This is a genomic window from Moritella sp. F3, assembly GCF_015082335.1.
Taxonomy (GTDB): Bacteria; Pseudomonadota; Gammaproteobacteria; order Enterobacterales; family Moritellaceae; genus Moritella.
Genome location: NZ_BLRL01000020.1, coordinates 34235 through 56711, shown reverse-complemented (window position 1 = coordinate 56711; position 22477 = coordinate 34235). Strand labels below are relative to the sequence as shown.

The 22477-nt window shown below is 40.9% G+C and carries 20 protein-coding genes; 13 read left to right on the top strand and 7 right to left on the bottom strand.

Annotation, left to right across the window (positions count from 1 at the left end):
- The gene (gene csdE, locus JFU56_RS21080; protein WP_198439220.1) at window positions 1–426 is read left to right on the top strand and encodes a cysteine desulfurase sulfur acceptor subunit CsdE; all 426 of its coding nucleotides are present in this window, start codon (window positions 1–3) and stop codon (window positions 424–426) included.
- 77 nt (window positions 427–503) lie between these two features.
- Here the strand turns inward: csdE and JFU56_RS21075 are convergent, their stop codons facing one another.
- On the bottom strand, window positions 504–1715 hold the full coding sequence (locus tag JFU56_RS21075; RefSeq protein WP_198439219.1) for an acetyl-CoA C-acetyltransferase: 1212 nt from the start codon (window positions 1713–1715) through the stop codon (window positions 504–506).
- A 210-nt stretch (window positions 1716–1925) separates the two neighbouring features.
- A complete protein-coding gene (gene tcdA, locus JFU56_RS21070) occupies window positions 1926–2726 on the bottom strand; it encodes a tRNA cyclic N6-threonylcarbamoyladenosine(37) synthase TcdA (RefSeq protein WP_198439218.1) in 801 nt (266 codons plus the stop codon).
- 627 nt (window positions 2727–3353) lie between these two features.
- Here tcdA and JFU56_RS21065 point away from each other — a divergent pair.
- From JFU56_RS21065 to JFU56_RS21025, 9 genes are all read left to right on the top strand, one after another.
- On the top strand, window positions 3354–4799 hold the full coding sequence (locus JFU56_RS21065; protein ID WP_198439217.1) for a YfcC family protein: 1446 nt from the start codon (window positions 3354–3356) through the stop codon (window positions 4797–4799).
- Window positions 4800–5587: 788 nt separating this feature from the next.
- Window positions 5588–6808 (top strand): arginine deiminase, encoded by a 1221-nt coding sequence (arcA, locus tag JFU56_RS21060; protein WP_198439216.1) that lies wholly within the window; start codon window positions 5588–5590, stop codon window positions 6806–6808.
- 27 nt (window positions 6809–6835) lie between these two features.
- Window positions 6836–7747 carry a carbamate kinase gene (gene arcC, locus JFU56_RS21055; RefSeq protein WP_198439215.1) on the top strand — a complete coding sequence of 304 codons (912 nt, stop codon included), beginning with the start codon at window positions 6836–6838 and terminating at the stop codon, window positions 7745–7747.
- Window positions 7748–7828: 81 nt separating this feature from the next.
- Window positions 7829–8833: an ornithine carbamoyltransferase gene (argF, locus tag JFU56_RS21050; RefSeq protein ID WP_198439214.1), complete on the top strand. Its 1005-nt coding sequence runs from the start codon at window positions 7829–7831 to the stop codon at window positions 8831–8833.
- Window positions 8834–9126: 293 nt separating this feature from the next.
- On the top strand, window positions 9127–10056 hold the full coding sequence (gene pyrB, locus JFU56_RS21045; protein ID WP_198439213.1) for an aspartate carbamoyltransferase: 930 nt from the start codon (window positions 9127–9129) through the stop codon (window positions 10054–10056).
- A 15-nt stretch (window positions 10057–10071) separates the two neighbouring features.
- Window positions 10072–10536: an aspartate carbamoyltransferase regulatory subunit gene (gene pyrI, locus JFU56_RS21040; RefSeq protein ID WP_198439212.1), complete on the top strand. Its 465-nt coding sequence runs from the start codon at window positions 10072–10074 to the stop codon at window positions 10534–10536.
- A gap of 174 nt (window positions 10537–10710) precedes the next feature.
- Window positions 10711–11205 carry an arginine repressor gene (locus tag JFU56_RS21035; RefSeq protein WP_198439211.1) on the top strand — a complete coding sequence of 165 codons (495 nt, stop codon included), beginning with the start codon at window positions 10711–10713 and terminating at the stop codon, window positions 11203–11205.
- 99 nt (window positions 11206–11304) lie between these two features.
- On the top strand, window positions 11305–12054 hold the full coding sequence (locus tag JFU56_RS21030) for a glutathione S-transferase N-terminal domain-containing protein (RefSeq protein WP_198439210.1): 750 nt from the start codon (window positions 11305–11307) through the stop codon (window positions 12052–12054).
- A gap of 555 nt (window positions 12055–12609) precedes the next feature.
- Window positions 12610–13848, top strand: a complete 1239-nt coding sequence (locus JFU56_RS21025) for a RidA family protein (protein WP_198439209.1) — start codon at window positions 12610–12612, stop codon at window positions 13846–13848.
- 134 nt (window positions 13849–13982) lie between these two features.
- Here the strand turns inward: JFU56_RS21025 and ilvC are convergent, their stop codons facing one another.
- On the bottom strand, window positions 13983–15458 hold the full coding sequence (gene ilvC / locus JFU56_RS21020) for a ketol-acid reductoisomerase (RefSeq protein ID WP_198439208.1): 1476 nt from the start codon (window positions 15456–15458) through the stop codon (window positions 13983–13985).
- A gap of 343 nt (window positions 15459–15801) precedes the next feature.
- Here ilvC and ilvY point away from each other — a divergent pair, with 343 nt between their 5' ends.
- From ilvY to JFU56_RS21005, 3 genes are all read left to right on the top strand, one after another.
- Complete coding sequence (gene ilvY / locus JFU56_RS21015; protein WP_198439207.1) at window positions 15802–16680, top strand: HTH-type transcriptional activator IlvY; 879 nt, start codon at window positions 15802–15804, stop codon at window positions 16678–16680.
- A 125-nt stretch (window positions 16681–16805) separates the two neighbouring features.
- Window positions 16806–17417, top strand: a complete 612-nt coding sequence (locus tag JFU56_RS21010; RefSeq protein WP_198439206.1) for an LA_2272 family surface repeat-containing protein — start codon at window positions 16806–16808, stop codon at window positions 17415–17417.
- 93 nt (window positions 17418–17510) lie between these two features.
- A complete protein-coding gene (locus JFU56_RS21005) occupies window positions 17511–17747 on the top strand; it encodes an accessory factor UbiK family protein (RefSeq protein ID WP_019442426.1) in 237 nt (78 codons plus the stop codon).
- 58 nt (window positions 17748–17805) lie between these two features.
- Here JFU56_RS21005 and JFU56_RS21000 read toward each other — a convergent pair whose 3' ends face one another.
- The 4 genes from JFU56_RS21000 to ilvA form a co-directional block, all read right to left on the bottom strand.
- A complete protein-coding gene (locus JFU56_RS21000) occupies window positions 17806–18885 on the bottom strand; it encodes a potassium channel family protein (protein ID WP_198439205.1) in 1080 nt (359 codons plus the stop codon).
- A 6-nt stretch (window positions 18886–18891) separates the two neighbouring features.
- The gene (locus JFU56_RS20995) at window positions 18892–19758 is read right to left on the bottom strand and encodes an alpha/beta fold hydrolase (RefSeq protein ID WP_198439204.1); all 867 of its coding nucleotides are present in this window, start codon (window positions 19756–19758) and stop codon (window positions 18892–18894) included.
- A 21-nt stretch (window positions 19759–19779) separates the two neighbouring features.
- The gene (locus JFU56_RS20990) at window positions 19780–20622 is read right to left on the bottom strand and encodes a 23S rRNA (adenine(2030)-N(6))-methyltransferase RlmJ (RefSeq protein WP_198439203.1); all 843 of its coding nucleotides are present in this window, start codon (window positions 20620–20622) and stop codon (window positions 19780–19782) included.
- 218 nt (window positions 20623–20840) lie between these two features.
- Entirely contained in the window at window positions 20841–22406 is a 1566-nt protein-coding gene (ilvA, locus tag JFU56_RS20985) for a threonine ammonia-lyase, biosynthetic (protein WP_198439202.1), read from the bottom strand.
- Window positions 22407–22477: the final 71 nt, after the last annotated feature.

Genomic DNA, 22477 nt, shown 5'->3' with positions numbered 1-22477 from the left:
ATGACCGATTTCTCGTCAAGTCCATTTGGCAACACTATCACTAGCACAGATGTGCTGACGTTATTAACCGCACAAGCTGGCTGGCAAAATAAATACCGCCAATTGATCCAACTGGGTAATAAGATCCCAGCATTAAGTGATGATTATAAAATAGCAGAAAATCAAATTAAAGGCTGCGAAAGCCAAGCTTGGTTAGCCTTGCATTGCGATAATGACGAGCGATTATGGTTTGGGTTAGATTCTGATGCCCGTATTGTTAAAGGCTTAATGGCAACATTATTAGCTGCAGTTAACGGGAAAACCCGTGCCGAGATCGCCGCGTTTGATGTTGATGATTACTTTGCACAATTGGGCTTTATGCAACAACTTAGTCCATCTCGTGGTAACGGTTTAAAAGCCGTTATTGCTGCAATTAAAGCGGCTTAAAGGCGTTTTAATCGTAACGTGTAAGTGAATCATGTTCACCACTTACACGTTATCGTCATCAAAAAGCTATTTCACGATTACTTCTGCAAGTTTTTAACGATCAACGCCGTCCCCATACCACCGCCAATACACAGCGATGCGAGGCCGTAATCAACACCGCGTTTTTGCATTTCGTGTAATAACGTTACCGTTATACGACCGCCAGAAGCACCTAATGGGTGACCCAGTGCAATCGCACCACCGTTAACATTGGTCTTATCTGCAAACCAATCCATATCCACATTATGCTCTTGAGTCAGGTTAGTCATTACCCCTAGCGCTTGTGCTGCAAAGGCTTCATTAAGTTCTAACAACTCCATTTGCTCCAATGACATATCCGCACGTTTCAATGCTTGTTCAATCGCAGGTACCGGACCTAACCCCATCACTTGTGGATCAATACCACCCTGGCCATAAGCAATCAGTTCTGCCATCGGTTCTAAACCGTATTTTTCTACTGCAGCAGCTGAAGCTAAGATGATCGCCGCCGCGCCATCATTGATACCAGATGCATTTGCCGCCGTCACTGAACCATCCGCTTTAAATGCTGGGCGCAGTTTAGCTAAGCCCTCAACACTGGTATTATCTTTTGGATATTCATCAGTCGCAAAGCTTTGTGTTTGACGACGTACTTTTATATCAACGGGGATAATTTCGTCAACGAAGCGTTCAGCCGTGATAGCTGCAACCGCTTTATGTTGGCTGCCCACTGCAAACGTATCTTGTTGTTCACGGGTTAAACCAAACTGCTCAACAATATTTTCCGCCGTCATGCCCATATGGTAATTATTAAATACGTCCGTCAGCCCATCATTGATCATTGCATCAACCATGGTCATGTTACCCATTTTAGAACCAAAACGCGTTTTCGCTGGCATCAAATAAGGAATGTTAGACATACTTTCCATCCCAGCAGCAACCACAATGTCCGCATCACCGGCTTTAATGTGTGCAGCACCGTCCATGATGGTTTTCATGCCACTACCACAGATCATGTTTAACGTATAAGCAGGCACTCGAGCAGGAATACCCGCTTGCATCGCCGCTTGACGACCAGGGCCCATGCCTTGTCCAGCACTAATCACATTACCAACAATCACTTCATCAACGTGCTCAGGGTTAACCTTTGCAGCAGCTAACGCTCCTTTGATTGCCGTTGCACCTAACGTAGCCGCATCAACACCGGCTAAGCTGCCACCAAAACTACCAAGGGCCGTACGCTTTGCTGCAACAATAAATACTTTACTCATACCTTGTTTCCTTACTTGATGTGATCAGTTTTGTTTTTCAAACATGTGTTTGAATGGTATCACAACTTATTAACATAACCGAATTAAAGGCGATTACCTTGAGGCCTATTGAGTCCAGAGAAAAATAAAGGCGGGCGCTAGATACAAAAAAACCAGCGAATACAGAGAGTATCAGCTGGTTTCCATCATTTATTAAATCTTATTCAAACCTTACTCTGGACGATAACGCGCTTCTCGTTCAGCTAACTTTTTCAATACTCGCGACGCGGCGATTAGACCAAAGCTAGCCGTCACCGCCGTTGAAGAACCAAAGCCACTTGAACAATCCATGCCTGTTGCGCCATCAAGAAAGTTCTTAGTCGAACACACTTCGCCATCTGTACCAGGGTAAATTAATTGCTCGGTAGAGAATACACACTCGATACCAAAGCGACTCGTTGGGTTTTTGCTGAAGTTATGTAAACGACGCAGATCAGAGCGCACTTTCGCCGCTAATGGATCTTGATTTGTTCTAGATAAATCCAGTACTTGAATTTGAGTTGGGTCGATTTGACCACCCGCAGCACCAATGGTAATGCATTTAATTTTTTGGCGATTACAGTGTGCTAGCAAGGCTGTTTTTGAACGTACGCTATCAATCGCATCAATAACGTAATCAAACTCTTTACTGATGTGCAGGCCGACTTCATCAACCGTAATAAAATCATCGATTGGCGTCACGATACATTCAGGATTAATAGCACGAATACGTTCAGCCATCACATCAATTTTCTGCTTACCGATAGTATCTTTTAAGGCATGAATTTGACGGTTGGTATTAGTCACGCAAATATCATCCATGTCGATCAGGGTGATCTTGCCGATGCCTGAACGCGCTAAAGTTTCAGCAGCCCAAGAACCCACACCACCGATACCAATCACACATACATGCGCTTGACTAAAAAATTGCAGTGCTTTAACGCCATATAAACGCGCAATACCACTAAAACGATTGTCATATTCGGCCGACATACCCTACCTCAAATAATAGCAAAGGCGCATTATACCGATAACACTAGCTAACTACAAAAAGGATAGAGCGTTTAGTTTAATTTGATTGAAATCAAATTAAACTGTGATAGCTAATTATTGCAAGGTGCATACTGAATTGCATAAAACAATAAAAAAACGCACCAGATCCAACCCTATAAATGCATGCTTAACCAAAATAAAAGCATATTAAAACAATAGAAAATAACTGCATAACCCCAAACCTTTTAGCTAAAAGCCCTACTAATTATAAAAATATAATTCAACTATACATTAGCGCATTTTTTACCAATTGCATAAATCTGCAACTATTCCATGAAAATATCCACACGTAGATCCCCCGAAAAAAAACTACTACTTAAGAGATGATTTCTTCCTTTGAAATGTGATCAATTAGTAATTATGCAAAGCCAAACTACATTATTATTTCGGCTAAATCTCCGGCCTTTAATTTGGATAAATGATAATGAAAATATTATGTTTTATTTATAAATACCGTCTATCACCCAGAGCCTTTCCCGCATTTTTATTATATAAAAATTCCAATTTTAATTGCTAAAAATTTAATGCTATGCCCGATATCGGTATAACAAATAGCGAGGATAAAAGATGACTACATCAACTTTAGATACAGAAAAAAAAGGCTTTTTTGCTAACTTAAAATTTCCATCTGCTTATACGATCCTATTTGCACTTATTGCAATTGTCGCTCTCATGACTTGGATTATCCCGGCAGGTCAATACGACCGAGTCATGAATGAAGAGATTGGCAAAGAAGTGCCAATCACAGGTACATATCATGCCGTTGATAATAACCCTCAAGGGTTTGTAGATGTAATACTTGCTCCTATCGATGGTTTTTACGATCACAACACCTATGCAGCAGCGGCAATTGATGTCTCTCTTTTCATTCTGATTATTGGTGGTTTTCTTGGGCTTGTAACAAAAACGGGCGCAATTGATGCTGGTATTGAGCGTGTCACAACTCGCTTAAATGGTCGGGAAGAATTGATGATCCCAATTCTAATGGCGCTTTTTGCTGCTGGCGGTACTATTTACGGCATGGCAGAAGAGTCATTACCATTTTATTCGCTGATCGTCCCCGTCATGCTTGCTGCTCGCTTTGATTCGGTGGTAGGCGCGGCAACAGTCCTACTCGGCGCTGGTATTGGCGTAATAGGGTCAACCATTAACCCATTTGCAACGGTGATTGCATCTAATACTGCAGGGATCCCGTTTACTGATGGCATGTTTTTACGTATAGCTACCTTAGCTATTGGTTGGTTAATCTGCGTAATCTACGTCATGCGTTATGCTAAGAAAATCAAAGCCGACCCATCAAAATCAATTATGTTTGATAAACATGAAGAACATATCGCGCATTTCTTAGGAAATAAATCAGATGAGAAATTAGAATTTACAACAACGCGTAAACTCATTCTCACTATCTTCGTCGCTTCTTTTGCAATCATGATTTATGGTGTTGCTGTCGCGGGTTGGTGGATGGCTGAAATCTCAGGTCTGTTCTTAGTGGCTGCAATTATTACCGGTCTCGTCGCTAGAATGAGTGAAGAAGAATTAACATCAAGTTTCATTGATGGTGCTCGCGATCTACTTGGTGTAGCACTCATTGTCGGTATAGCACGTGGGATAGTCGTGATCATGGACCGAGGTATGATCACTGATACTATTCTCAACTCAGCTGAAATGGCCATCTCAGGTTTGTCTGGTATTGTCTTTATCAATGTCATGTATTGGATTGAAGTATTACTGTCATTCTTAGTACCATCAACGTCTGGATTAGCTGTTTTAACGATGCCTATTATGTCTCCATTAGCTGACTTTGCTTCTGTTAGTCGAGATTTAGTGGTCACAGCATTCCAATCAGCTTCTGGTATTGTAAATTTAATTACCCCAACGTCAGCAGTCGTTATGGGTGGTCTTGCGATAGCCAAAGTACCTTACGTTCGTTGGTTAAAATGGGTAGCACCACTGATCGCTATATTAACGATTTTAGTGATGGCAATGCTTAGCCTTGGGGTCATCCTGTCATAATGTCAATATAAGCTAATTAGCATCATTGATTGTTAAAATACCCAGCCTATTTCAAGGATGGGTATTTTTTTGCCTCTAATTTCGGGCTCAGCCCCTCAGCTTAATACTTTATTATTCCCCCCATTCATGCACTTTCTCTCTCGGTTAATAGCCTCATATTCAATATATGATATTTACAAAACCCACTATCTATTTGAAAACCAACATTGGCGACATGAAGCTGAAATAGAAGCACAAAAATTCAGGCTGAAAATACCAAATAAGCGTCATTTGCTCCTCCAAAATAGGGCCGATTATCAACAATAATATCGTCACGCAGGTAGAGAAAACCGCCTGTTTATAAAAGCAATGAAAACGGCAAGATCTAAAGCAATATTAACCCCAAATAAAAACATGATCTGGCTAGCAAATTAACAACGGAAAACCGCCTACCCATTTAGATATATACGCACTTCATTTGCATAAATTTTAACGATTCAAATAGTGTTTTAAAACCAAGAAAAAAAGGCAATGAGCAAATACTTTAAAATCAAAAGCTTAATAAAAAAATATAACTAAAAAATGGCGTAAACATCATAATAAAGAACTGTTTAAAGCATAATAAAACACATTCAAATCAATAAGTTACAATTGATTAACAAAGTAAAAACGTGACCAAGATCGAAGATTAGCAGAACCTATATCGTATACTCCACACATCAACTTTAAACACTAAATAGCAACAATAAAAATTTAAACTTTCACATAATTAATGGTATTTCATAAACGATTTAGCAAAGGATAAGATTATGAGTAAATTATATGTAGGTTCTGAAGTCGGTCAATTACGTCGCGTTCTAGTTCACCGTCCAAGACGCTCACTAAGCCACTTAACACCATCTAACTGCCACGAGTTATTATTTGATGACGTGCTAGCAGTGGAACGAGCAGGTAAAGAGCATGATGTGTTTACAAAAACATTGCGCGATCAAGGCGTAGAAGTTTTACTTCTCACTGACCTTCTTGCTGACACATTAGCAATTCCAGAAGCTAAAGAGTGGTTGTTAACGAGTCAAGTATCTAACTACCGATTAGGCGCTACGTTTGCTAATGACGTACGCTGTTACCTAGCTGATTTACCAAACATCGACCTTGCTAAAACCTTAACAGGTGGTCTGTCTTACGCTGAGATGCCGATGAAATCATCTTCTATGATGCAAAACATGCACGCTCCAACAGACTTCATTATTGAACCACTACCAAATCACTTATTTACTCGCGATACGTCTTGCTGGGTATATGGCGGTGTTTCTATTAACCCCATGGCTAAAGCGGCCCGTCAACGTGAAACGAACCACGTTCGTGCAATCTACCGCTGGCACCCAATCTTCGCAGGTGCAGACTTCGTTAAGTACTACGGTCATGAAGAAAAGATGTATGACAATTCAACAATCGAAGGCGGCGACGTTCTAGTTATTGGTAAAGGTTCAGTCCTTATTGGTATGTCTGAGCGTACAACCCCACAAGGTGTTGAACAACTAGCATCAGGCCTATTCAAAAGCGGTCAAGCTAAACAAATTATTGCAATGCAGCTTCCTAAGCACCGTTCTTGTATGCACCTAGATACAGTAATGACACACCTGCGTGAAGATACATTCTCAGTTTACCCTGAGGTTGTAAGCAAAGACGTACAGTGCTGGAACCTAACAGGTGATGAGTCAGGCGCCGTTAACGTAAAAGAAGAAGGTTACTTCGTGACAGCTATCGAGAAAGCACTCGGGGTCGGTCAACTAAACCTAATCACAACTGGCGGTGATAGCTTCACAGCAGAACGTGAACAATGGAATGATGCAAACAACGTACTAACGGTGAAACCTGGTGTCGTCATTGGTTACGAAGGTAACTCTCACACTAACGAAAAATACGATAAAGCAGGCATCACCGTCCTACCAATTCCAGGTGATGAACTAGGCAGAGGACGTGGTGGTGCTCGCTGCATGAGTTGCCCTATTGAACGTGACGGTATCTAACAATTTAATTCACTGAGATAAATCATTATGACTAAAAAAACTGTGGTTGTGGCATTAGGTGGGAACGCTCTATTACGTCGTGGCGAGCCATTAGAAGCTGAAATTCAACGTCAAAACATCGCAACGGCTGCCAAAGCCATTGCTGAAATAGCCAAAGAATATAATGTGGTACTCGTTCATGGTAACGGCCCTCAAGTTGGTTTACTAGCACTACAAGGGCTGGAATACAAAGCCGTAAACCCTTATCCACTTGATGTTTTAGGCTCTGAAACACAAGGTATGATTGGTTACATTTTAATGCAAGAACTTAAAAACATACTGCCTAAACAGAATGTATCTTGCTTACTAACGCAGATGAGTGTTGATCCCAATGATCCTGCATTTGCAGACCCAACAAAACCGATTGGTCCAGTTTATGCCGAAAAAGAAGCGCGTGAATTAGCCGAAAAACACAACTGGATTATCAAACCAGACGGCGAATATTTCCGCCGTGTAGTTCCTAGCCCACAACCAACAGGCATTATTGAAAATGATGCCATCGCAGCTTTAATTCAACAACAACATTTGGTCATCTGTACTGGCGGCGGCGGTATTCCAGTAAGAAATGAAAATGGCAAATTGGTCGGTGTAGAAGCAGTTATCGATAAGGATATGTCAGCCGCTTATCTCGCCAGACAACTCCAAGCAGACGCGTTATTAATTCTAACGGATGCGGATGCTGTATTTGTCGATTGGGGAAAACCAACCCAAACAGCGCTACGTGCAACAACACCCTTTGAGCTAGCACAACATAGCTTCGATGCAGGTTCTATGGGACCCAAAATTGAGGCCTCTTGTGAGTTCATTAAACAAGGTGGCAAGTTTGTCGGAATCGGCGCTTTAGATGCAGGATTACGCATCTTGAAAGGCGAAGCTGGTACCAACATAACGGCAGATTAATTCGTATTAATATATCAAGAATATTCGCGGCTACACAGCATACGCAGTAGCCGCCAACCTAATTATAAAAAGGATCACATTATGTCTTTCAATCTACGTAACCGTAACTTCTTAAAATTACTTGATTTCACTCCACGCGAAATCCAGCACATGCTCGAATTATCTGCAGAATTAAAAAAAGCGAAATATAACGGTTATGAGCAACCACGCTTAACAGGCAAAAACATTGCACTTATTTTCGAAAAAAGCTCAACGCGTACACGTTGTGCTTTCGAAGTTGCCGCACACGATCAAGGCGCTAAAGTAACTTATCTTGGTCCTTCAGGTTCACAAATCGGCCACAAAGAATCAATGAAAGATACCGCTCGTGTTTTAGGCCGTATGTACGATGGCATTGAATACCGTGGTTTTGGTCAAGAAATCGTTGAAGAACTTGGCGCGCACGCTGGCGTACCAGTATGGAATGGCTTAACAACTGAATTCCATCCGACCCAAATTCTAGCTGACTTCTTAACAATGCAAGAGCACGCTTTAGGCAAACAGTTACATGAAATTGCTTTCGCTTACCTCGGCGATGCGCAAAATAACATGGGTAACTCATTATTAGTCGGCGCCGCTAAAATGGGCATGGATATTCGTCTTGTGGCACCAGCAGCTTTTTGGCCAAATGCAGAACTTGTCGCGCAATGCCGTGAAATAGCAGCAGAAACAGGCGCTAAAATCACCTTGACTGAAGATGTTCAAGAAGGCGTGCAAGGTTGTGATTTCCTTTATACCGATGTTTGGGTATCGATGGGTGAATCAAAAGATGCTTGGGATGAACGCGTGAAAATGATGACCCCTTACCAAATCAATATGGATATGATCAAGAAAACAGGCAACCCGCATGTGAAATTTATGCATTGCTTACCAGCCTTCCACAATGATGAAACCACTGTCGGTGCTGAAGTAGCTGAGAAATATAATATGAAAGGACTTGAGGTAACGGAAGAAGTTTTCGAATCTCATCACTCTATTGTTTTTGATGAAGCTGAAAACCGTATGCATACCATCAAGGCTATTATGGTCGCAACATTAGGCCAATAATGTTGATTTAGGCTTAAAAATAAAAGTATGCATGTAAGTCCATGCATACTTTTAGCCTTGATTATCGTACTGACTTTTAATCATTCATTGGCTTGACGCAATTAATATTTAGGAAGCAAAAATGACCTTATCGTTCAGCAAGATTTATCTCTCGAATCAACATCAATCACGATTGGTATCATTATCCAATTGCTAAAAAAAGTCTTCTATTCTAAGAGGACTTTTTTTTACCTGTTTTTTACGAAAACAGGTGATGACATTTATAACTGTATCGAAATAAAGCAGGAGATAGCATGAATAATACTTTGTTTAGAAGGCACATAATTTCCATTCCAGAGCTAAGTCGAAGTGACCTAGAACTTATTGTGGACACCGCGAGGAAATTAAAAGCAGATCCTAATCCAACGTTACTGAAGAATAAAGTTATCGCGAGTTGCTTTTTTGAGCCGTCAACACGAACGCGTTTATCATTTGAAACCGCCGTGCAACGGTTAGGTGGTACAGTCGTTGGTTTTGATAATGCCGGTAATACCTCATTAGCCAAGAAAGGCGAAACATTGGCTGACTCAGTACAGGTTATCGCATCCTATGTGGACGCCTTTATCATGCGTCACCCACAAGAAGGTGCAGCTCGCTTAGCATCTGAGTTTTCTAATAACGCACCAGTGATTAATGGTGGTGACGGGTCTAATCAGCATCCAACCCAAACATTGCTCGACTTATTCAGTATCTATGAAACACAAGGCACCCTAGATAACCTAAATATAGCCTTTGTTGGAGATCTAAAATACGGCAGAACCGTGCATTCACTTACTCAAGCACTGGCGAAATTTAAGAACACTAAACTGTTCTTTATCTCACCCGATATTTTAGCCATGCCTGATTATATGTTACAAGAATTACGCGATGCTGATATCGAGTACAGCTTGCATAACGACATTGAAGATGTGGTAGATGATCTTGATGTGCTGTATATGACTCGAGTGCAAAAAGAACGCTTTGACGAATCAGAATATGCACACATGAAAGCAGCCTTCATCCTTACTGCCGATATGTTAAAGAACGCACGAGATAACCTTAAGGTGCTGCATCCTTTACCGCGTATTGACGAGATCACCGTTGACGTAGACAAAACCAAACATGCTTACTACTTTCAGCAAGCTGAAAATGGTGTTTATGCACGTGAAGCGCTACTTGCTCTTGTCCTTAACGAACAGTTTTAATAGGGAGATAACCAGATGATTAAAGAACACAAGTTACAAGTAGAAGCGATTAAAAATGGCTCTGTCATTGACCATATCCCGGCTAATTTAGGTATAAAAATATTAAAGCTATTTAACCTAGAAGATTCAAATCAAAGGGTTACGGTTGGTCTAAACTTACCATCATCAGAACTTGGCCATAAAGATTTAATTAAGATAGAAAACGTATTTCTCAATGAAGATCAAGCCAATCAGTTAGCTTTATACGCTCCCCATGCGACCGTAAACCAAATAGAAAACTATGATGTTTCAAAAAAATTGAAACTCGCGTTACCGCAGAAAGTCACAGCTGTTTTTGCTTGTCCAAACAGTAATTGTATTACCCATAATGAACCGGTTAATAGTAGCTTTGCTGTGATCGCACGTAATGAGATCGTACAGCTAAAATGTAAATATTGTGAGAAATCATTCTCACGTGAAATTATGACTGAATGTAACTAAGTACGTGTCGTTGATAACTCTGTAAAAACAACATTTACGGGGTTATCAACTACGAAAGGCCGCCTGTGCCACATAACACCAATTATTTAATAGACTTAACCTGAAAAAAACTATCTAATTATGGGTAACTAAGTGTAACTATCCACGTACAGAGATAAGTCCATCGAGGTATGCATGAATAATATAGAACAATCTACCGCCTATAATGACAACATAACCGATGCATGTAAAAATCTGCTAAAAATAGAGCGTCTTCATACTCAAGATGATATTCGCCAACGATTAATTAAGCTTGGCTACAACCAAATTAATCAATCAACAGTATCTAGAATGCTGTCCCGCTTAAATGTAATCAAAGTAACAGATGCTTATGGTAAAAAAATATATCAATTACCCACTGAAGGTAAGTCGCGACATACCGATGTATCAGTATCAACCAAGATTGAATTTATCACTCACAACCAGTCAGTGGTCGTCATCAAAACGCCCCCCGGTTGTGCGCAACTCATCGCTCGGTTACTTGACTTGAATCCACATCCCGAAATATTAGGCGCAGTTGCAGGTAACGATATGGTGATGGTGGCACCTAAAAGTATCAATCGAATCGAAGATTGTGAGTGCGTTGTTCGATTACTCCTCGGTCAACCAAATACTGAATCAATAAACTAATTATCCTTATTTATTAGATTATTCAATCACTAGATTAATCTAATAGATCTTTCTAAAAATTGTATTTAGACTAATCATTTAGCTGAACGGATTTACGCTATGTTTAATCTACTGACTTCTGCACTGGCTTCACAAACGCGCTTATGGGCTGGTACCAAAGCAGCCAAAACCACGATTAATGAGCAAGATCCGTTAATCATGTATGACAACGAAGCCGATCCACTGTGCCGCTTAGTACGTGAAGCAATCTCAGAATTGAATCTTGATGTACTGATTATTCCTTGCCCCAAAGGCGGCGATCGCCACAAGCAACAACTGCAAGAAATGTACAGCACAGATAAAATTCCATTTTTGATCGATAAAAATACTCAGACCATCCTCAATTCTGCATCTGAAATAATCACCTATTTATACAAACATTATGGTAATTGCAGCGCACCGATCCGGTTACGAGCCAATCTATTTAACTATGCCAGTTCAACAACGGCATCGTTAATTCGTTTGAACGCAGGTAAAACAAAAACCCCAGCAATCGAGCCAACCGACCCGCTAGTATTATATAGTTTTGAAAGTAGCCCTTATTCGCGTCCAGTGCGTGAAACTTTATGTGAATTAGAACTGCCATATTTGTTGGTTAATTTAGGTAAGCAGAGATTTGGTGAACTAGGCCCGGCAACAAGACGCTTAAGCCCTGGTGAATACAGTCCGTTACCCGAAACTAAGCGCAGTGCATTTTTTGCTGAACACGGCACAGTACAAGTGCCGTTCTTAAAAGACCCGAATACCAACGTGGATATGTTTGAGTCAAAAGCCATCGTGAAATACCTCATTACGACTTACGCTATTTAGGTTGATCTAGACCAAGTGTTAGCATGTATAGCAATTGATATACATGCTAACCACGCATACTAACAACAGCTCAAACATAGACGACTCCCCCGCTTTAAATCCAACATGACACGCGCCACTATCAATATTAAATACCGTTTTTAGCCACAGCTGCAAGTTCGGGGCAGGCTCTATCCCTACCCCAGAAAAATAATATCTCGCGTAAAAATATGATCAAGTTAGCAAATTATAAAAAACAAAAAGGCACTACTTTATGTATAGATACGCAGTTAACTTGCATAATATTTAGCAATTCAAGTTATTAACCTAAGCATAACAAAACTGTACAAAATCAAATTTAATATAATCAATAATTTAAAAAAAAATGCCGTATTTACACGCTTGTAAGGCCATAATAAAAACATTGGCACGCATAATAAAACACTTCAAAATCAACAGGATACAGACCGCCAAATAACTCATTTTGTGATTAAGTTCAAAGATTGTTCATCCCTATTACGTATACTCGAGCCAACAACATCGAACTATAATCATATCAAATAGGATAAATATCATATGAATAACGTCATCATAAAAGCGTCAAGAAACACTGAAACTGCACCTCAAAATACAGCATCAACTCAAACTGTCGCTTTCTCTCATTACAATAATATTTCAGCACAATTACCGGTAGATCCTAGCACCGGTGAAATTGTAGTGGGTAGTATAAAAGAGCAGGTAAAGCAGTGTTTAACGAATATTAAAGCGATTATAGAAAGTACTGACCATGTGATGGACGATGTAATTAAACTCACTATCTTCCTGAAGAATATCTCAGATATGGACGCTGTAGACGAAGTTTATGCGGCATTCTTTCAAAGCTACCTTCCGACACGGACTACAGTAGCAATAGCAGCTTTACCTTTGAATGACGCTTTAGTACAAATTGAAGCCCTGATCTCCAACGGTGAAGGTACAGCGCCACAAGCGCCTTGTGCGCTTATTAAATTGGCAAGAAACACAGACAGTGCGCCAATAAGTTCGACCTCCACACAAACAGTCGCTTTCTCTCATTACAATAATATATCAGCACAATTACCTATAGATACCAAGACTGGTGAATTAGTCGCAGGTGGCATAAAAGAGCAGACAACGCAGTGTTTAAATAACATCAAAGCCATTTTAGAAAGCATCAACCATGATATGAACGATATCGTTAAAACCACCATATTCCTTAAAAATATCGCCGATATTGAAGCAGTAAACGCAGTTTGTGCCACATTTTTTCCAAGCTATGTTCCTGCACGCTCTGTCGTTAATGCGACCGCTTTACCGATGGACGCTTTAATACAAATTGACACATCGGTTTCACACGGAGATGGCACCCCGCCACAACTTCCTGAAGACACGCGCTTGCTCGTTATAGAAGCAAGCAACACTGATAATGCACCAATAATGTCCTGCTCACACACTGTCGCGTTTTCTCATTACAATCATGTTGCTGGTCAATTACCTTTAGATCCAAAAACCAATGTATTAGTAACGGGAAATGTGAAAGCACAGGCTACGCAATGCTTAAACAACATTAAAGCAATTCTAGCAAGTGTTGATCACGTTATGGATGATATCGTTAAAGTGAATATCCAAGTTAAAGATATCGCCGATATTGATGCTATAAATGCAATTTACACCACGTTCTTTAACAGCAATCTGCCAGCAAGAACGATCATTGGCGTTGCAGCTATCCCGATGGGTGCTTTGGTACAAATTGATGCCGTTGTTTCTAACGCTGAAAGTACACCGCCACAGGCATAACAGGCATTAATTACTGCTGAGTCATTCTGCAATGAAGATAAATTAAACTCAGCTTAGCAAGATCTAAAAAGCCCGGTAAACATCGTCATGCTTACCGGGCTATATCAACTAAACCTTGATGCTTACATCAGGTATTAGCCAACGATTTTTTTCATGTCTGACATGTAACCACGTAGTTTCTTACCAATAACTTCTACAGGGTGATTACGAATTTCTTCGTTCACGTCGATTAGACGAGCATTATCAACACTGTTAGATTCAGCAGCGAATGCAGAACCCATCAGTTCAGTTGGTAGCGCATTTACGTAGTCACGTAGTTGTGGACCCGCTTCATGAGCAAATAGGTAACAACCGTATTCTGCTGTATCAGAGATAACAACGTTCATTTCATATAAACGCTTACGTGCAATCGTGTTCGCGATTAATGGCGTTTCATGTAGTGACTCGTAGTATGCAGACTCATCAACGATACCTGAAGCAACCATGCTTTCGAATGCGAGTTCAACACCCGTTTTAATCATAGCTACGAATAACGTACCGTTGTCGAAGAATTCTTGCTCGTCAATAACGATGTCTGATTCTGGGTAGTTCTCGAATGCAGTTTCGCCAGTCTCTTTACGCCATTTAAGTAGGTTAACGTCATCGTTTGACCAGTCAGCCATCATCGTTGATGAAAAGTGACCAGTGATGATGTCATCCATGTGCTTTTCGAATAATGGGCGAAGCGTTGTTTTCATTTCTTCAGCCATTTCGAACGCTTTAATTTTAGCAGGGTTAGATAGACGATCCATCATGTTAGTGATGCCGCCATACTTAAGTGCTTCAGTGATAGTTTCCCAACCAAACTGAATCAATTTACCTGCGTATGCTGGTGACTTACCGTCAGCAACCATTTTATCAAATGCTAGGATTGCGCCTGTTTGTAACATACCGCAAAGGATAGTTTGCTCACCCATAAGGTCAGATTTAACTTCAGCAACAAACGAAGACTCAAGTACACCAGCGCGATCGCCACCTGTAGCCGATGCGTATGCTTTAGCAATCGCAAGACCGTCACCTTTCGGGTCATTTTCTGGGTGAACAGCGATTAGTGTTGGAACACCGAAACCACGTTTGTATTCTTCACGTACTTCAGAACCAGGACACTTAGGTGCAACCATTACTACTGTAATGTCTGAACGAACTTGCATGCCTTCTTCAACGATATTGAAACCGTGCGAGTAAGCAAGCGTTGAATCTTTCTTCATCAACGGCATGATCGTTTCAACAACATTTGAATGCTGTTTATCAGGAGTAAGGTTTAATACTAGATCCGCTTGTGGGATTAAGTTTTCGTATGTATCTACAACGAAACCATTTTCAGATGCATTTAGGAAAGATTGACGTTTTTCAGCAATTGCTGCGCCACGTAATGCATAAGAAATATTAAGACCAGAATCACGCATGTTTAGGCCTTGGTTAAGACCTTGCGCGCCACAACCGACTACTACTATGTTCCAATCTTTAATGAAGTTACAACCGTCAGTGAATTCACTGCGATCCATAAAACGACATTTGCCAAGTTGCTCTAACTGTTGGCGTAAGTTTAAAGTGTTAAAATAGTTAGCCATGTTGCTCTCCATGAGAATTTAATAATTAAAATGTGCCATCACAACTCCAGTGATGCGCTATGTATTCACTATATGCTAAGTTACTCATTGCTGGAAATGATATATTTACAATACAGTGTTGCACTTTCTGCAACGTAACCATTTTTCCAATGCAAATCAGGTTAATATCAGGTTTTAAAATAGTGAAATAGAGACTGTTCATACAAATATTTCACAAATTAAAGAATAAACAGTTTTTTACCCTATTTTAGCGCAAGTCGTTTTTTTGAAAAAAAAGATTAGCCACAATAATAAAGCTAATAATAACAATAAATAAACCCTATACGGTCAGGAAAAAGCCAATATGGACATTCGCTCACTACAACTTTTTTTACATTTAGCCACGACATTGCACTTTGGTAAAACCGCAGAGGCGATGCATGTCAGCACGTCGACACTGACGCGCACTATGCAACGATTAGAAGAATCCGTCGGCAGCCAAATCTTTACCCGTGATAATAGATCCGTCGCATTAACAGAAAGTGGCAAACGCCTGCGCAGTTTTGCCCAGCAAACTCTCGAGAACTGGACGCAACTGAAAGCCGATCTAAGCTGCCACAGTGGCGAGCTCGATGGTGAGCTTAAAATTTTCTGCTCAGTCACCGCTGCCTACAGTCATTTACCGCCTATATTAGACAAATTCCGCTTACTACACCCAAATGTAGAGCTAAAGCTGATCACTGGAGATGCTGCGATGGGCATGCAATTGGTTGATGAAGAAAGCATTGATATTGCCATTGCAGCGCATCCAGACCAAATATCTAACCGCTTAAAGTTTGTCGAAATAGCCAAAGTACCGCTGTCTATCATTACCCCTGTGATCTCGTGCCAAGTGCAGCAACAAATCATGCAGGAGTCCATTGACTGGAATTCAGTGCCCTTTATCCTGCCTGAACACGGCCCCGCTCGTAAGCGTATTGATAAATGGTTTAAGCAGATGAAAATTAAACCGAGTATTTATGCCACGGTAGCTGGTCATGAGGCCATCGTCAGCATGGTGGCATTAGGGTTAGGCGTAGGTATTGCCCCTGCCGTAGTGGTTGATAACAGTCCCGTTCGCGATCGGGTATTAACCTTTGAGAACAGCAATAAAATTGAACCCTTTGATCTGGGTTTATGCTGTCAGCGTAAACGCTTTGACGAACCGGTGATCACTGAGTTTTTTAGCATGGTCAAACCCTAAGGCATTATTAGCGCCGCAGTCGACGTTGATGAGATCAAAATAAAATATGATTAAGACCCGCGGACGAATTCCGCTATAATCGAGCACACGTTATTTCCCCTCATCATTGTTAATATGGAGTTTTCATGGGATTCAAGAAAATATGTTTGGCAATGCTTGCCACATTAAGTCTAAGCCAGGCTGCAATTGCCAATGAACTACCAGCGCAATTTTCAACAGTTGGTCTTAACGCTCCAGCAGGTCAAGACGTTAATGGTTTTCGCCTTGCCCTGTTTCATGGTCAAACAGAAACAGTACAAGGTTTCGATATGGCGGTATTGGGTTTATCCGAAGTTGATAAGCTTGAAGGTGTCAGTTTCAATTTATTGCTTGGCGCGAGTAAAGTAAATAAAGAATTCTCAGGTGCGTCATTCAGCTTATTCAATTGGCATTTAGGCCGTGATACCGGTTTTAATATGGCATTAGTAAACAATACGAGCCATGTTAAAGGCGTTAATTTCGCTATGGTCAATTTATCAAAAACCGTAGCTGGCGCTAATATCGGCCTGATAAACTACAGTGAAAGGTTATCATTAGTGGATTTTGGTGTGATGAATTATGCCAAAACAGCAAAATTCCAAATAGGACTGTTTAATATGACCGAAAACTTGCAAGGTTTGCAGATCGGTTTATTAAATTATGCAGAAAACGGCGTAGTAAAAATATTACCGCTGATCAATTTTCAGCAGTCATTTTAGATCGATTAATCGATAATTAAAATGCTAGACTAACAACAAGCAACATTAACGTCTCATGAAGACGAGTTACATTCAATCGCAATTAGGTGCCGTATGATCAAGCCACAAAAATTAGAAGAAATCGCGAAGCAAATTCATGAATCATTACCAACGGGTGTAAAGTCGTTAGGCTCTGAAGTTGAAAAGAAGATCCATCAAGTATTGCAGTCACAGCTAAACAAACTTGATCTGGTTAATCGTGAAGAGTTTGAAGTGCAAACTAAAGTGTTATTACGCACTCGTGAAAAATTAGCGGCGCTAGAAGCACGTTTAACTGAATTAGAAAAATAGTTCAGCCATCTGATACTGTTGCATAAACTTGTGCTAACAGTATCAGATATTCCCTTCTCTACACTTTTTCTATTTTCAGCAGTAATACATCAACCCAATTGATCTCTTGCTTACGGATCCGTTCATTGGCGATATAATGTAATATTTGCCCAGCATACAGCTGCGTATCCATGCCTGGATTTAATTTAAAGCCGCCACCCTTTTCATCATCAGCAATCGCCATCAAGGTCATCCCGTATTTTTCGCGCAGTGGCTGAAACACATCGCCGACAGTCATTTCCGGTATATCATCTAATGTTAAGCAATACAGCGTCGCTTCATCTAACGTTGAAAACAGTTGTTCATGCAGAATACTCGCACCGGGTGATTGCATGGTACGCACGAGTATTTCAGCATGACGTGAACTGGCACATTCGACATTAGGACAATGAGCACGCAGTAATTCCGCTTTACTTTCTTCATGGAAATAAGCACTAATATGCGCCTGTTTCGAAGCATGTGATGACGCACTTAATGCCATTGATAACGTCATTTCATCATTCTCACCATCAACAATGATCGAACTCGCTTGCGCCATGGCAATACGCGTTAGCTCATCTTGATCGGTGAATGATTCGAGTTGCGCAAATTCCACATCCAACATTTGTGGAAAGGGATGACTCATTTCGCGTTCTACACATAAAATAATTTTGCGTTGGTGGCGCTTTTTGTCTGCAAGGATCAGTTCTAAAATCCGTTTGGTGCGGTGTGCACGCCAACCTAAAATTAAAATATGATCGCTGTACGTACTAAAATCTTTTTTTCCGTTCATACCTTTCCTTGCTATAGCGACAATGGCTTGCGTGGTTTTACCAATCGCGGCACCAAAAATTAACAACCCAAATGGGATCTGGATAAGCGCAACAACCAACTGGCCATTGGACGTGCTTGGCGAAAGATCACCAAAACCAACCGTAGAAATCACCACTACGGTATAATAAAAGAAAGTCAGAGGATCGGTGAGTGCGGTTTCATTACTTAACCACAACAGCCCCCACACAACTGCTAAGTAGCTACAAAAAATCAAAAATAAATTAGCCCAACGTAACTCAGCAGTGAGCTTGCGCAAGGCTAAACTAATCAATCTGGATATATACATATAGGCCTAATTTTTATGGGCAGCTAACTGCTGACGAATCATTTCAGCAGTTTGCACCGGTTGCTCTAATGGGAACAAATGTCCGCCTTCGACTTCAATCGATTTAATGTGTGGCTGCTTACATAATAAACGTGTCATCGCTTGCGCTGATAACGTGTCAGAATTACGCCCTCTGATCACCACAGTATCCGTCGTTAATTTCTTAATACTCGACCACGCCCAAGGCACAGTTTGATAAATAGTCGCTTCCCAATCACGGCTATAACTTAATTTAAAACCATCATCGGCTTGGTATAAACCTTCGGCCATGTAATCAGCTAATACACTATCAGAAATACCTTTAAAGCCACGGACTTTACGATGAAAGTTGAATCCTTGTTGTGGATCCGTAAACGTATCTGGACGCCTTAACGTTTTTTCCACTAGCGGCAATTTTTTACGTAAGAAACCAGGTAAATTACGCATGACCCAAATGAGGTGAGGTTCGAGGATCACAGGGTCGAGTAGAATGAGTTGCTTTACTTTGTCCGGTTCACGTACCGCACAAATAATACTGATTAAGCCACCCATCGAATGACCGACAAGGGTGATAGGTTCTGGCTGAGCCGCGATAAACCGACAGGCATCATCAATCATTAATCGCCAGTTATCAAAATTGTCAGGAACAGGTAATGGCCATAGTGGACGCTGATATACAGCACTCACTTTATATTCATCAGTGAGTGGCTGTAGCATCTGCTGATACATAGCTGGAGGGAAACCATTGGCATGAAAAAAGACCAGATGTTCACCCTCACCACCGATATGCTTAGCAGGTAAGCCTTCTGCTACGTTTCCTTGTGCTGTTAATTGCTTTGCTATCCATTGCTTCATAACTTACCTATATATTAAAGTTTATTCAGGTACTAACCATTCTAAACGGAAAGATGCATCTTTATCTTGCGCTAACTCTTTTGTTAACCAAGGTAATAATTCTTCCATTTGTGATACCAGTTTCCACGGTGGGTTGATCACAACCATGCCTGTACCTGTCATGCCACGTTCGCTAGTATCACCTTTAACACATAATTCGATAAGCAAAATTTTCTTAATACCAGTGCCAACAAAATCACGCAGTAAACGATCAATCGTACGACGTTCGATCACGGGATACCATAACGCATATGTACCCGTAGCAAAACGACGGTAAGTACTGGCAATTTCTTGGACAACCTGACGGTATTCAGATTTAATTTCATATGATGGATCAAGTAACACTAAACCACGTTTATTACGGCCAGGTAACAAGGCTTTTAGTCCATCGTAAGCATCTTTTTGATGTACGCGTGCTTGGCGATCGCCAGCAAACTCTTGCTCTAATAATTTCACATCAGCAGGGTGTAACTCCGTCATTTGCATACGATCTTGTTCACGTAACAATAATCGCGCAACTAACGGAGAACCTGGATAATGTTTCAATTTCGACGTTTTATTTAACTGCTTAATCACATTCAAATAAGGGATTAGCGGTGCAGGTACTTCACTTTGCTGCCAAATACGGGCGATACCATCAACGTATTCCGCTGTTTTTTCAGCATTGGCACTCGATAAGCTATAACGACCCGCTGCAGAGTGGGTATCGTGATAAATAAAAGGTGTATCCTTTTGTTTTAGCGATTCTAAGATCAATACTTCAACAGCGTGTTTCAGTACATCTGCAAAGTTGCCAGCGTGAAAGCTGTGACGGTAGCTCAGCATAATTTTTTCCAATATAAAAAGAATGGGATTAATGCGCTAAGGGTATCATTGTTTAGTTAAACTAGGCTATTAATTCACTGACAATGGCGTAAGGGCAAAGTATTGATAATGGGAGGAGAAAATAAAAAGGGTCAGCTATAACCCTGAAATAATAAAAAGCCACTGGCAATTTCGCAATTCTCAGTGGCAGATATAAATAACCTTACCCATCACTCAAGCTAGTGAGCAAGAAAGAACTTATAAGCCGGGTTATTGGTTTCTTCTTTATACTGATAACCTAATTTAACCAGGTAAGCTGAAAATGCTTTCATTTCACCATCAGGTAATTCAAAACCCGTTAATACACGGCCATAAGCTGCGCCATGATTACGATAGTGGAATAAAGTAATATTCCAATTCATACCTAGGGTTAACAAGAAGTTCTGTAATGCACCTGGATTCTCCGGAAATTCAAAGCTAAACAACCTTTCTTGCAAAGCTTCAGCAGGACGTCCACCCACCATATAGCGCACATGCTGTTTGGCCATTTCATCTTCCGATAAATCAACTACTGGGTATTCAGCGTCTTCGAGTTGTTTAATCACCGTTGCTAATTCTGATATACCTTGCGGCGTACGTAAACCAACAAAGATATTCGCCGCTGCACGGTTTGAATAACGGTAGTTAAACTCCGTCACGGCACGATTGCCGATTAACTCACAAAATTTTAAGAATGCACCTGGACGCTCAGGAATAGTGACTGCTAATACCGCTTCTTTTTTCTCACCGTATTCACTACGCTCTGATACATAGCGTAACGAATGGAAGTTAACATTAGCACCACTTAAGATCGCGGCCATGTTGTTATCACGCAGACTGTTTAACTCGGTGTATTTCTTTAAACCAGCCAGTGCTAATGCGCCCGACGGTTCTGCAATGGCACGGGTATCTTCAAAAATATCTTTTAATGACGCACAAATCTCATCACTGCTTACGGTGATCACATCATCAATAAATTCATGACACAGACGGAACGTTTCAGCACCGATGCGTTTTACCGCCACACCATCAGCGAAAATACCAACACGATCAAGGGTAACTGGTTCACCAGCATCAAGCGCTGCACGTAAACAGGCTGAATCTCGAGGTTCGACGCCTATCACTTTAATCGATGGTTTTAGCTGTTTGATATAAACGGCAATACCTGCTGCTAGGCCGCCGCCGCCAACGGGTACAAAGATGTAATCTAAATGCGCATTCTGTTCTAATAGTTCGCGGGCAATTGTGCCTTGTCCAGCGATCACATCCGGATCATCAAATGGCGGGATCAGGGTGTAACCTTCTTCAGCAGATAATTTCTTAGCATAGTTAGACGCTTCATCAAAACTATCACCGTGCAAACAAACTTCAGCGCCAAAGCCGCGTACTGCACTGACTTTAATTTCTGGCGTAATAACCGGCATGACAATAATGGCTTTAATGCCAAGCTTTTTCGCTGACATCGCCACACCTTGGGCATGATTCCCGGCTGATGCCGCAACGACACCACGTAGTTTCTGTTCTTCAGATAGCTGAACTAATTTATTGAAAGCGCCACGCAGTTTAAATGAATGCACAGGTTGGCGATCTTCACGCTTTAGCAAAATGCTATTGCCTAAACGTTGCGAAAGCTTAGTTAGTGGCTGTAACGGGGTAACCACGGCAGCTTCATAGACTGGTGATAATAAGATCTTACATAAATAATCATGTGCTGTAAGTAGCGATTGGTCTTGTTGGGGTTCGTTATTTGTCACTCGATCATCCATTGAAATATAACTGACAAGTTAACGTTTTGGCATGCCATCGTTAACGCTTCTATCTAGTTTTAATACCGAGT